This window comes from Bacillus sp. SN1 (assembly GCF_002796895.1).
Classification (GTDB): Bacteria; Bacillota; Bacilli; order Bacillales; family Bacillaceae; genus Bacillus; species Bacillus inaquosorum.
This window is the reverse complement of record NZ_PHIE01000001.1, coordinates 1,464,864-1,476,693: the sequence shown is the minus strand read 5'-3', so window position 1 is coordinate 1,476,693 and position 11,830 is coordinate 1,464,864. Positions and strand designations below refer to the sequence as shown.

General features: G+C 48.0%; 12 protein-coding genes and 1 riboswitch. Of the genes, 3 read left to right on the top strand and 9 right to left on the bottom strand.

The features are described 5' to 3' along the window. Positions 1 to 5 precede the first annotated feature (5 nt). Positions 6 to 812 carry an alpha/beta fold hydrolase gene (locus CVV77_RS07505; protein ID WP_100275014.1) on the top strand — a complete coding sequence of 269 codons (807 nt, stop codon included), beginning with the start codon at positions 6 to 8 and terminating at the stop codon, positions 810 to 812. 26 nt (positions 813 to 838) lie between these two features. Here CVV77_RS07505 and cysC read toward each other — a convergent pair whose 3' ends face one another. The 3 genes from cysC to CVV77_RS07490 all read right to left on the bottom strand — a co-directional run bounded on the left by cysC (position 839) and on the right by CVV77_RS07490 (position 3,423). Continuing rightward, complete coding sequence (cysC, locus tag CVV77_RS07500; RefSeq protein ID WP_019258017.1) at positions 839 to 1,438, bottom strand: adenylyl-sulfate kinase; 600 nt, start codon at positions 1,436 to 1,438, stop codon at positions 839 to 841. Continuing rightward, positions 1,435 to 2,604: a sulfate adenylyltransferase gene (gene sat / locus CVV77_RS07495; protein ID WP_100275013.1), complete on the bottom strand. Its 1,170-nt coding sequence runs from the start codon at positions 2,602 to 2,604 to the stop codon at positions 1,435 to 1,437. Before sat ends, cysC begins: the two co-directional genes overlap by 4 nt. A gap of 105 nt (positions 2,605 to 2,709) precedes the next feature. Beyond that, positions 2,710 to 3,423, bottom strand: coding sequence for a phosphoadenylyl-sulfate reductase (locus tag CVV77_RS07490; protein ID WP_100275012.1), 714 nt, complete (start codon positions 3,421 to 3,423; stop codon positions 2,710 to 2,712). A 189-nt stretch (positions 3,424 to 3,612) separates the two neighbouring features. Between CVV77_RS07490 and CVV77_RS07485 the strand changes: the two genes are divergently transcribed. Next, complete coding sequence (locus CVV77_RS07485; protein ID WP_100275011.1) at positions 3,613 to 4,299, top strand: 2-phosphosulfolactate phosphatase; 687 nt, start codon at positions 3,613 to 3,615, stop codon at positions 4,297 to 4,299. Then, a complete protein-coding gene (locus tag CVV77_RS07480; RefSeq protein WP_064813435.1) occupies positions 4,296 to 5,054 on the top strand; it encodes a phosphosulfolactate synthase in 759 nt (252 codons plus the stop codon). Before CVV77_RS07485 ends, CVV77_RS07480 begins: the two co-directional genes overlap by 4 nt. A 44-nt stretch (positions 5,055 to 5,098) precedes the next feature. Here the strand turns inward: CVV77_RS07480 and CVV77_RS07475 are convergent, their stop codons facing one another. The 6 genes from CVV77_RS07475 to CVV77_RS07450 form a co-directional block, all read right to left on the bottom strand. After that, a complete protein-coding gene (locus tag CVV77_RS07475) occupies positions 5,099 to 5,728 on the bottom strand; it encodes a YitT family protein (protein WP_100275161.1) in 630 nt (209 codons plus the stop codon). A 94-nt stretch (positions 5,729 to 5,822) separates the two neighbouring features. Next, on the bottom strand, positions 5,823 to 6,938 hold the full coding sequence (locus CVV77_RS07470; protein WP_100275010.1) for a mandelate racemase/muconate lactonizing enzyme family protein: 1,116 nt from the start codon (positions 6,936 to 6,938) through the stop codon (positions 5,823 to 5,825). 8 nt (positions 6,939 to 6,946) lie between these two features. Beyond that, positions 6,947 to 8,215, bottom strand: a complete 1,269-nt coding sequence (locus tag CVV77_RS07465) for an MFS transporter (protein ID WP_100275009.1) — start codon at positions 8,213 to 8,215, stop codon at positions 6,947 to 6,949. A gap of 111 nt (positions 8,216 to 8,326) precedes the next feature. Next, positions 8,327 to 9,178 (bottom strand): GNAT family N-acetyltransferase, encoded by an 852-nt coding sequence (locus CVV77_RS07460; RefSeq protein ID WP_019258025.1) that lies wholly within the window; start codon positions 9,176 to 9,178, stop codon positions 8,327 to 8,329. Positions 9,179 to 9,182: 4 nt separating this feature from the next. Next, positions 9,183 to 9,632 (bottom strand): GNAT family N-acetyltransferase, encoded by a 450-nt coding sequence (locus CVV77_RS07455; protein ID WP_142397303.1) that lies wholly within the window; start codon positions 9,630 to 9,632, stop codon positions 9,183 to 9,185. An 89-nt stretch (positions 9,633 to 9,721) separates the two neighbouring features. Further along, positions 9,722 to 11,560: a bifunctional homocysteine S-methyltransferase/methylenetetrahydrofolate reductase gene (locus tag CVV77_RS07450; RefSeq protein ID WP_100275007.1), complete on the bottom strand. Its 1,839-nt coding sequence runs from the start codon at positions 11,558 to 11,560 to the stop codon at positions 9,722 to 9,724. Between the two features lie 90 nt (positions 11,561 to 11,650). Continuing rightward, a riboswitch (SAM riboswitch) is annotated at positions 11,651 to 11,769 on the bottom strand. Positions 11,770 to 11,830 lie beyond the last annotated feature (61 nt).

Here is an 11,830-nt window from a genome sequence, read left to right as displayed (position 1 = left end):
GCGGAATGGGGCATTACGTCAAAACCGAGGAGCATGTGACACTGTTTGTAGAGGATATCGGGCATGGAAGGCCGATCATCTTTTTGCACGGGTGGCCGCTGAATCATAAGATGTTTGAATATCAAATGAATGAGCTTCCGAAAAGAGGATTCCGTTTTATCGGCATTGATTTACGGGGATATGGGCAATCTGATCGCCCGTGGGAAGGCTACGATTATGACACGATAGCAGATGATGTGAAGGCAGTCATTTATACGCTGCAGCTTGAGAACGCGGTTCTTGCCGGTTTTTCGATGGGCGGCGCAATCGCCATCCGTTATATGGCAAGGCATGAAGGAGCCGATATTGGCAAGCTGATATTATTGTCTGCAGCGGCGCCCGCATTTACAAAACGACCGGGTTATCCGTACGGGATGAGGAAGCAGGATATTGACGATATGATTGAACAATTCAAAACGGATCGGCCCAAAACACTGGCTGATTTAGGGACACAGTTTTTTGAGAAAAACGTGTCTCCGGAGCTCAGACTTTGGTTTCTCAATCTGATGCTGGAGGCTTCCTCCTACGGGACGATCCACTCCGGCATTGCATTAAGAGACGAGGATCTCAGAAAGGATCTTGCATCGATCAAGGTGCCGGCACTGATCCTGCACGGGAGAAAGGATAAAATTGCGCCGTTTGATTTTGCGAAAGAATTGAAGCGCGGCATCAAACAGTCGGAATTGGTTCCGTTTGTAAACAGCGGGCACGGAGCTTTTTATGAAGAAAAAGAGAAGATCAACCGTTTGATTGCACAGTTTGCGGGATCATGAGAAAAAACCCGATATTGATCGGGTTTTTATATGATTCCTTTGCTTTGCAGTTCTGTAATGATCAGATCAGCTCCGTCGGAAATAGATGTCTGGTCTGTCTCAATGATGAAATCGGGTGAAAGCGGCGGTTCATACGGGGAATCGATCCCGGTAAAATGTTTAATTTCTCCGTTTCGCGCTTTTTTATATAGTCCTTTTGGATCGCGCTGTTCACAAACGTGCAGCGGGCACTTCACATAAATTTCGAAGAACTCTCCCTCAGGAAAGAGTGCTCTGACCATGTCCCGGTCCTCTCTGAATGGAGAAATAAAAGCCGTTAAAATCATTTGCCCGCTGTCGACAAACAGCTTCGCCACTTCTCCGATCCGGCGAATGTTTTCAATCCTGTCTCCAGTCTGAAATCCAAGATCTTTGTTTAAGCCATGGCGGATATTATCGCCGTCAAGCACATAGCTCTGAATGCCCATGCGGTAAAGCTTTTCATCAACAGCATTGGCCAGCACCGACTTTCCTGAGCCAGACAGTCCGGTAAACCAGAGGGCGCAGCTTTTGTGCCCGTTTAAGGACTGTCTGTCAGACTTCGAGATTGCAGCGCGGTGCCAAATGATGTTTGGATTGTGTGTCATTGCAATCCCCCGCTGTTTTGCTGGATGGCAACTGGCTGTTGATGAAGACCCTTGATCAGCACGTTTGCGACCTCAGGGCGGCTGAATTCTTTAGGCGGCTTTTTGCCGTGGCGGAGAAGCTCTCTCACTTTTGTGCCTGATAAGTGGATGTGGTCTCTTGGGCTGTGCGGACATGTTTTCGAGGTGCCCATGTTTCCGCATTTCCGGCAGTAAAAGCTGTGCTCGAAAAACAGCGGCTTGATGCCCAGCTCCTCCTCTGTGAATGATTGAAAAATATTTTGCGCGTCGTATGTTCCGTAATAGCTGCCGACACCCGCGTGATCACGGCCTACAATAAAATGGGTGCAGCCGTAGTTTTTGCGGACGAGGGCATGGAAAATCGCTTCCCGCGGACCTGCATACCTCATGGCAGCAGGGAAAACCGATAACATGACCCGATCCTTTGGATAATAGTGATCAAGCAAAACCTGATAGCTCTCCATTCTGATATCGCTTGGAATATCGTCTGACTTCGTTTCTCCGACAAGCGGGTGAAGCAGCAGACCGTCGACCGTTTCTAACGCTGTTTTTTGAATGTATTCATGCGCTCTGTGAACAGGGTTCCTGGTTTGAAAACCGACAATCGTTTTCCAGCCGAGTTTGTTAAAGGCTGCTCTTGTTTCTGCGGGCGCTGCGTAAAACTGTTCGAAGGATTTGTCGGGAAGGCGGCTGACCGTGATAGGCCCTCCGATATAGTAATCCGGACGCTCAAGCAATTTTTTTACGCCTGGGTGGGCAGGGTCGTTTGTTTTAAAAACAGACAGCGCTTCCTGTGTTTTATCGGGCTGGTATATATCAATGACTGTGATCATGCCGTAGGTGATGCCGTCTTTCACAAGCTTGACGCGATCTCCGGCAGACAGCTGTTTTGCTGTTTTTTCTCCGACAGGCAGCGTAATCGGCAGACTCCACGGTAAGCCGTTTGCCAGCCTCATCTCTTTCACAACAGAATGATAATCTTTTTCTCCCAAAAAACCTGTTAACGGGCTGTAGCCGCCGATCGCGATAAGCTCCAGGTCGCTCAGTGCAAGCTGATCCAGCTCCGCTTCGCACGTGCACCCTTCAAAATGGCATGCGGGATCGCAGCGGTTGATTAACACCCCTCCGTGGGGCTCGTTTCCATTCAACGTGTTCAACCTCCATTTTTACGTTTCCTTTGTTTTCTTTTCTGCGCTGGCTGAAAACCTCGAGCAGCGCGTCAACATCATTCCATGGCAAGGGCATGCCGGACGCTATTCTTGATGCAGGCCGCATTCTGTTTTCTCCCGTCCGGCCCATCTTCCAGCTCTCTCATCGTTCGGGTCCGCGGAAGGCAATGTACACATTTCACAGCCTATGCTCGGGTAATGTTGATCGTGCAGTTTGTTATAAGGCAAATTGTGCAGGCGGATGTACGTCCAAATGTCATCCCATGTCCAGTGGATGAGCGGGCAAATTTTGATGAGCTTAAACTTTTGATCCAGATTCACGTATTGAATATGCTTTCTCGTAGGCGACTGCTCCCGGCGCAGCCCTGAAATCCAAGCTGACATGCCGGACAGGTGCTTTTTCAGCGGTTCGATTTTCCGCAATTGGCAGCATAGATTCGGGTTATGTTTCCACAGCTCACCGCCGTATTGCGTCTCCTGTTCTTTTAAGGTCAGCTCGGGTTCGAGTAACTGGATTGTCAGTCCCGGATATCGCTCTTTGACGGTCTCGATCAGCTCATATGTTTCCTGGAAATGCAGCCCTGTATCTAAAAAGATGATGTGCGCGTTTTTGTTGATTTTTGATATGAGGTCGAGAAGTACCATCCCTTCTGCGCCAAAGCTGCACGCGTACACAATCTTTTCCCTATATGTTCGGTAAGCCCATTTCAACACATCGAGCTCATCGATCAATTGATCCGTTATCTGCTTGGACAGCGTGTCGTTCCATGTGTCATATGTGATGATTTGTTCGTTCAACGTTTTCCCCCCGTTTGCATCTGTCTGTTTTCTTATCTATTGATCGAGTTATAGGCAGACTATTCATTTTTCACATAAACGTTCAGGGTTTTTAGGTGCGGCGCCGCCTAAAATGAGGGAGCGGAACCATTAAGAGACCGGCTGAATATGCTTTTAAGCAAAATGGTTTTATGCCCAAGGAGAGGTATTATGCCGATTACCATTTATCAGGGGCATCATCATTCGCTAGCCCCGGCGGATATTAACATCGTCATTGATGTCATCAGAGCCTTTACGGTCGCCCATTATGCGTTTATCGGCGGGGCGAAAGAGATATTATTGGCCGGAACAGCAGAGGAAGCCTTTGCGCTGAAAGAAACCTATCCGGATTACGTATTGACGGGAGAGGAAAAGGGGGTCGGTATCAGCGGATTTGATTTGGATAATTCTCCAAAACGCATGGCGATGCAGGGGATGGCGGATAAGCGCCTGATCCAGAAAACAACAAACGGCGTCACAGCAGCGTTAGGGGCGCTGAACGCCAAGCTTCTGTTCGTGACCGGATTTTCCAACGCCAGAACAACAGCAGAGCATGTGAAAACGCTCGCCGCAAAGGATTGTGTCATGAACATTGTCGCTTCCCATCCGTCAGGTGATGACGACATGGCGTGTGCGGAGTATATCAAGGACATCATTGAAGGGACAAATGCGGTAACCTCTGCGGAGACGATCGAAAGAATAAAAGGCTCTTCTGTTGCGGAGAAATTTTTTGACCGCTGCCAGCCATTGTTTGATCCGGAAGACATCGCGTACTGTACAAAAGAATTGACAGGCGATTTCGTGATGAAAGTGAAACAAGAAAGAGAAGTTCCAACGATAGAGAGGGTCATGATATGAATGATTTTTCACTAGAATTGCCAGTGAGAACAAGCAAGCCGAGAGAAACCGGGCAGACCATTTTAATAGATAACGGCTATCCCTTGCAATTTTTCAAAGATGTGATAGCCGCAGCGTCCGACTATATAGATTTTGTGAAATTCGGCTGGGGCACATCATTACTTACGAAAGATCTTGAAGAAAAGATCAGCGCGCTGAAAGAGCATGACATTAAATTTTTCTTTGGCGGCACACTGTTTGAGAAGTATGTAAGCCAGAAAAAAGTGAATGAATTTCATCGGTATTGCACCTATTTCGGCTGTGAATATATCGAGATTTCAAACGGTACGCTCCCGATGACGAATAAAGAGAAAGCGGCTTACATTGCCGATTTTTCTGATGAATTTCTTGTGCTAAGTGAGGTGGGCAGCAAGGATGCGGAATTATCAAGCCGGCAAAGCTCTGAGGAATGGCTAGAGTATATCGTTGAGGATATGGAAGCTGGCGCGGAAAAAGTGATTACGGAGGCAAGGGAGAGCGGGACAGGAGGAATATGTTCCAGCAGCGGCGATGTTCGGTTTCAAATTGTTGATGACATCATTTCCTCGGATATTGATATCACCCGGCTGATTTTTGAAGCGCCGAACAAAACGCTCCAGCAAGGGTTTATTCAAAGGATCGGGTCGAATGTGAATTTGGCCAATATCCCATTTCATGATGCGATCGCGTTAGAGACGCTGCGTTTAGGGCTAAGATCCGATACGTTTTACTTGTAAAACAGCGGCTGCGGGGCTCTCGTCGTGAAGAGAGCCTCTGCCTATTATTTTTTATGGCGGTACATAGGCGTGAGATAGGGGAGTGAAGTCAGACGGATGTTATAGATGAAGTCGATGACTCTTGTCGATATCACTTGGCATATCAGGGCTTGGATGACGATGCCCCATGCAATAATAGACGCGGTCACCATAAAAATGATGCAATTCATGATGAGCAGGATTGTTCCGGGATTCCCGCCGCGGTAAATGGAAATCATCAGCGCAAGGGCTCCAAATCCTCCGTTTGAAATTTTGTATTTGTATAAAAGTCCGATGCCGAGTCCCAATAACACAGCGCCGATTGCCAGATCAAGCCACAGGTTTGATGTGATATCCGGAAAAATCGCATCAAAGATCAATACCGAGACAGAGGTGACGGTAATCGAAGCGAGGGTGCCGGTGAATGTTCTCATTTCCAGCCATTTTAAAGCGGTAAAAAGCATCGACACATTCACAGCCCACACTGAAAAGCCATGAGGAATTTGAAACAGATAATGCAACAGCACCGCAATACCTGCTGCCCCGCCTGTCGGAATATCATGCGGAAATAAAAACAAGGACATGCCGAGTCCCTGCAGTACGCCGCCTACGACAATCATAAACGTGAGTTTTGCTTTCGTCAGCAGTTCAGCCATTAAGTCATTTGCTCCTTTATGAAAAGACTTGTCCGCTGTTTCCATTTTATGAGGCTGTCCATTATTTATGTCTGCAAATAAAGAATGGCTCAGCTTAATATGCTGAGCCATCCCACTTGTAGCGATTGACGATCTCCATATTGATTTCTGTTCCAATGCCTTTTCCTTTCGGGATGTGAACCGCTCCTTTTGAAGGCTGAAGGCTGACGAGATCTGTAAAAGGATTCTTCATGACGTCCCACTCGATCGGTTCAATTTGGTCTTTCTCCATTTTAGACCACGGAGAAAGACAGGCTTGCGCAAATAAAGCATAGAGCCGTGAAAGAGAACCATCATATGCATGGGCGGACGCTCTAACGCCGAAATAACGTGCGAGCTGGAGGCAGTCCCGAAATTCATCAATTCCGTTGACATGCATGACATCGGGCTGAATGATATCCAAACACCGCTGTGAAAGGAGAGGCACAAATTGTGCCGCGCCTTTCATATTTTCTCCACCGGCAACAGGAACAGATAAACGGCTGCGCAGCAAAGCGTAATCCTGCTGCTGATCAAAGGGCAAAGGCTCTTCAAGCCAGCCGATGTTCGTCCATGCTGAGAAATAGCGTTCCCATTTCAAAGCGGCTGCGGCGTCGTAGCTTTGGTTTGCGTCCAGAATCATCGTAATGGAGCTGCCGGCCGTATGCTGCAGGGCATTGATGTGACGGACATCTTCCTCAAATGAAGTCCCGCCGATTTTGACTTTAATTTGCTTAAAGCCCTTGTTTAATTGGGTTTCGACACTGGAAACCGAATGGCTGATCCATTGCGGCTGTTCAGAATACGATTGAAAAGAGGCGTATACAGGAATCTCTTCTCTGTACCGCCCGCCCCATAGTTCGCAAACCGAACAATCCGCAGCTTTGGCCGCAATCTCAGTCAGCGCCATGCTCACAGCAGAGGCCGCCCGTTGATGCCATTTTTGAATCGTGCGCACTAATGGCAGTCGGCTGCCGGCCTGTTTTCCTACAAGGTACGGGATGATCCGTTTGGTAAAACCGACATGGAGAGCCGGGAGCCAATCAACACATTCTCCCCAGCCGTCAATCCCGCTTTCTGTGACAATTCTGATGAGATAGCAAGTTCGATATCGTTTAAACCCGTTTGCGTCGCCGTACGGCTCTTCTAATCGATGCAAAAGCGGAAAGGTCTCAACCCGTTCGATTTTCAAATGGGATGCTACCTTTCCTCAGCTGGCTGAAGCCGATTGCCAGCCATTTTAGGATCTTCTTTTTCTTTTGTTTCTTCTTTGTTTTGATTCACATGGATCAGCAAAATCACGAGAATGCCGACAACAAGCGTCAATCCCGCAATGCTCAAGAACATGCCGGGTCTGGACCATTGCATCAGGCGGCCGAAAATCGGAGGCCCGATGGCAACCCCTAAGAAACGAACTGATCCGTAGAGCGAGGTCACAAATCCCCGTCTTTCTTTGCCGACAGCTCCGGTAATAAAACTGTTCACACAAGGAAGGACAAGGCCGGAGCCTATACTGCTCAGTACGAGAACGCTGATAAAGAGGACAAGATTCTCAATGAAAGACAATGCCGCATAAGAAACAGTCATAAACGCCAATCCGAGTACGATCAGCTTTTTCATTAATGATTGCTTTTGGCCGATTTTGCTTCCGGTTGTATAAGACGTCACACACATAACCAAAAGCGGGATTGCCAAAATCAAGCCTTTTTTGACGCCGTCGGTATCGTATGTTTTTTCTAAGACATCTGATAGATAGAACAGGATGCCGAATAAAGTAAACAAACAAGTTGCCCCTGCTAAATAAGCTGTAAACAGCCATCTGCCTTCATGTTTAAAAACACTTAACAGCCCTTTCGCATATTTTCCGATCGGGGGCGGTTCTTTTTCCTTTTTCTTTTCTTTAATAAAAATCCACGTCAGCACGATCGAAATGATACAAAACACCGGGAAGGCAAAAAACGCGCCATACCAGACAAGCAGGGCGATAAGCGAGCCGATGATCGGCGAAAGCACTTTCCCCATGCCGTTTGAAGCTTCAACGAGGCCGAGCACCTTGCTTTCCTGGGCGCCTTTAAACAGATCCCCCGTCAGTGCCATCGCAATCGGGCCGGTCCCGGCTGCCCCGATTCCCTGAAGCGCCCGTCCTGCCATGACCCAAGGGTATGCATGATCAAAAAAACCCGCCGCAAACCCGGCTAATAAGCCGCCGGCACCGTACAAAATTAAGCAAGGGATAATGATGATTTTCCTTGAGAATCTGTCAGCGAGATAACCGACAATCGGAATGGCAAACGCCGCAATCAAGGAAAATACTGTGATCACGAGACTGACTTGAAATTGTGATAAATGAAGTTCAGATTTCATTTTTGGCAAAATCGGAATAAGCATCGAGTTTCCAAGTGTTAATATTAAAGGGATTGAACCGATTGCAACAATCGTCATTCCGTTATTTTGTTTTGATGATTCCATCTCAGAGCACACTCCTTTTCTTCTGCTTAGAATGTCCCTGCTGGCTTCGTTTATTCAACGTTCAGACAGCAAAAAACCGAACAGAAAATACCTGTTCGGGAAAAAGGAGGGTTAACCGAGTGCCTGTGAAATTAACGAATATAGGTGTCCATTTTGGTCAGGAAGCCTCTTTTTCTGGTAAAGCATAAGCGGCGGCTCTGCGTCTGCGTGAAATCCCATTTCAATCAGTCTGTCATGAAGAGATGTGTGTTCACCCGGTATATCGATTCGCATCGGACTTTGTTTGCCGGCGGCCAGCCTGTTGATAATTCGTGCAGCAATGTCTGATGATGGAGCGACGATAGGGCCGAATTTCAGATTGGCCGGTGTCTGTACAGACAGGCCGTAGCCAATCAGCTGTCCCTTCTTGTTTCTGATGATGACACATTCTTCCGAAGTGGAAATAAGCTGCTGAAGAAGGTTTGATCGATCTCCGCCAAAAGCTGCCAGATCCGCTGCGGCTAAGTCTTGAAAGTCTTGTTCTCTAAAGGGTGTCAGTTCAGCGTCAAGGTGCTTTGCAAAAGGTTGAAAACTGTGGCAGCTGTACTTTCGGACTGAACCCGCTTTATGAAAACCTGCTTTTTCATAAAGCGGCAAACCTTCTTTTGTGGCGCAAAGCCTGATGGCGGTGCTTTCATCCGTTTGGGTGATACACGCGTTTACCATCCGCCGCCCGAGACCGAGCCGTTTGTATTCTTTGTCGACGATGACGAGGCCGATAGAAGCAAGACGGCCAAACAAAAACAAGCCGATGCAGGAGATGATCTCCCCGCGGATGTTTTGATAACCGAAAAAGCGCCCTTGCTGGACCAGCAGTGCCAGCTCTTGTTCACCATAATCCGGCCACCCGGCCTGCCTGCAAAGCCGCAATACCCCGGGGACATGTTCTTCATGAAGCTCAATCAGCTCATCCATTACGTCCATAAGATCACCTGCTTGTTCCGAGTTTTTTGCACATGACGATATGAGTGCCAATGCCGGGAATCTCAAACGGTTCGCCGCGTTCTTCCCAGCCAAGCTTTGCGTAGTAGCCTTTGACATGTTGTCTTGCATTGCACCAGACCGCCTGCACGCCTTTCTCTGTCAGTTTCTGCTCCGCGTGTTTGATCAGCATGCTCCCGGCTTTTTGATCACGATATCCCTCAAGCGTCGCCATGCCTCTCAGCCGATACGCAGGAGATTCCGTTAATAATGGCTGATTTTGAGGGGAGAAAGAAGCGATGCTGATCAGCGTTCCTTCAAAAAACGCGCCGAGATGAAAAGAGCCTTCCGCATGATCCTGTTCATATTTGCATTGTTCGATGGATTGATGGGGGCGCAGGATACGGTGCCGGATTTCGTATGTATCTTCCGCGGAAATGGTTTTAACTTCGAGCATGATGTTCCTCCTCATAAACCGATTTTTTATATCGTAACACGAATGCGGTAAAAAAAGACCGCCCGATTGGCTCAGGCAGTCATCTAGGTTTAATGCAAATAGATATTTTGGCGCTGCTCATCTTTTTGCTTGATATACGAAGTGAGCTCAGCGGTTAAGTCAGATCTGAGAAAAGGCGTAATCAAGTAAATGCCGTTAAACAGCTCGCATGCCGTGTCCAGCAGGGAGCGGGCAATCGCAAGGCCTTCCGCTTTTTGCTTCTCTTTATCTTCACCGGCGAGGGCCATTGTTTCGCGAATAGAGTCAGACAGCTTAATGCCCGGAATTTCATTGTGGATGAATTCAGCATTTCGGCTGCTTGTGAGCGGCATAATGCCGATATAGATCGGCGTCTTCAGATGCTTTGTTTCGTTATGGATATCGACAAGCTGCTGCTCGGAATAGACAGGCTGTGAAACAAAATAATCGGCCCCGCAATCTATTTTTTTCTCCAGCCGTTTTACCGCTTTATCCAGATGTCGGACGTTCGGATTAAATGCAGCGGCGACTGAGAAATTCGTTTTCTTGCCAAGCGGCTTTCCAGACAGGGACAGTCCTTCATTGAACTGTTTGATCAGCCTGATTAAATCAAAGGATGTTAAATCATAAACAGACGTTGCACCCGGAAAATCCCCGATTTTAGAAGGATCACCCGTAATGGCCAGCACGTCATTCAGCCCTAATGTATCAAGGCCCATTAAATGTGACTGCAAGCCGATAATATTTCGGTCACGGCACGTAATATGGACAAGGGACCGCATATCGAGCTGCTGCTTCACAAGGGCGCCGCAGGCAACATTGCTGATCCGCGGGGTAGCCAGTGAATTGTCAGCGAGCGTCAGGGCATCAATTCCCGCTTCTTTTAATTCGGCAGCAGCGGACAGAAATTTGTCAAAGCTCAATTTTTTCGGCGGGTCCAGCTCTACGATAATGGAGCGTTTTTCCGCCGCGATCTCATTCAGGCCGGGCTCTGTCCGCTCGTGCTGAACGGAAATGAATTCCTTCGCCCGGGTTTTGACTTCTTTTTCCGTAATCGGAGCCAGCCCGCCAACTGCTTCCGCCATCGCCCGGATGTGATTCGGTGTGGTGCCGCAGCAGCCGCCGATAATCCGTGCGCCTTGCTTGCGGAATTCTGATGCGCTGTTTTGAAAATACGTGTCATCTGTTTCATAGACGAGCCGTCCCTCTTCAAGCGAAGGAAGACTGCTGTTCGGATAAACTGATAAGAACACGTCATCAAAAATCGGCACTTCGCTGAGCGCTTCAATCATGTGATAAGGGCCGAGCCGGCAGTTAATGCCGACGATATCAGCCCCGAGATCCGCAATCGATCGCAATGCTTCAGAAAGCGGCGTTCCGTCCTGCAGTACGCCTTGCTCGTGCATCGATACATTGAGCATAATCGGAAGGCTAGTCTCTTTGCGCGCAATTTTCAGCACTTCACGGGCTTCTTCCAAATCATAATACGTTTCTAACAGCAAGCCATCCGGTTCTTCATGCAGCAGCAGGTACAGCTGCTCGCGAAAGCTGCGTTTGATTTCGTCAAGGCTGTACGCGTTTTTATTAAATGTGCGGATGCCGCCCATCGTCCCAAGTACGTACGCATCGCCTGCTGAAGCCCGCGCGATTTTTACTGCCTCTTGATTCATTTTTTTAATGTCATCCTCAAGGCCGTGTCTCGATAATTTAATATAATTGGCCCCGTACGTATTCGTTTGAATAATGTTGGCTCCTGCCTCAACGTACGCTTTATGTATGCGCTGAATTTCCTCCGGCTTCGAAATGTTGAGCTCCTCAAAACACCTGTCAATGCCATAGGAGTAGAGGAGCGTTCCCATGGCGCCGTCACCGATTAACACCTGTTTTTGCAAATCTTCTAAAAGTCCCATTGTCTGCCTCCTTTATTCACATTCAGCAAGGAAAAAAGAGAAATAAAAAAAGTCCTCTTAAGAAGAAGACTTTGTCAGTGATTTTGTCTCTTCTTATCTTCCAAGCTGTTCGAGCTTGCTGGATTTAGCACCTTGGTCATGGCTGATCGCCATTTACACCGGTTGCTGAAGCTTCGTCGGGCCAGTCCCTCTGCTTCTCTTGATAAGAACGGATATGAAGTTTTCGTATTCAGGAAATGCCAAAAGATGCCGGGCTTTTTCCCTTTCTCC

Bases quoted from the DNA above. Each gene is read 5' to 3' on its own strand.
- CVV77_RS07465 (WP_100275009.1), bottom strand. From the start codon at position 8,215: ATGGAATCATCAAAACAAAATAACGGAATGACGATTGTTGCAATCGGT.
- CVV77_RS07475 (WP_100275161.1), bottom strand. From the start codon at position 5,728: ATGGCTGAACTGCTGACGAAAGCAAAACTCACGTTTATGATTGTCGTA.
- CVV77_RS07485 (WP_100275011.1), top strand. From the start codon at position 3,613: ATGCCGATTACCATTTATCAGGGGCATCATCATTCGCTAGCCCCGGCG.
- CVV77_RS07480 (WP_064813435.1), top strand. From the start codon at position 4,296: ATGAATGATTTTTCACTAGAATTGCCAGTGAGAACAAGCAAGCCGAGA.
- CVV77_RS07505 (WP_100275014.1), top strand. From the start codon at position 6: ATGGGGCATTACGTCAAAACCGAGGAGCATGTGACACTGTTTGTAGAG.
- CVV77_RS07450 (WP_100275007.1), bottom strand. From the start codon at position 11,560: ATGGGACTTTTAGAAGATTTGCAAAAACAGGTGTTAATCGGTGACGGC.
- CVV77_RS07455 (WP_142397303.1), bottom strand. From the start codon at position 9,632: ATGCTCGAAGTTAAAACCATTTCCGCGGAAGATACATACGAAATCCGG.
- cysC (WP_019258017.1), bottom strand. From the start codon at position 1,438: ATGACACACAATCCAAACATCATTTGGCACCGCGCTGCAATCTCGAAG.
- CVV77_RS07460 (WP_019258025.1), bottom strand. From the start codon at position 9,178: ATGGACGTAATGGATGAGCTGATTGAGCTTCATGAAGAACATGTCCCC.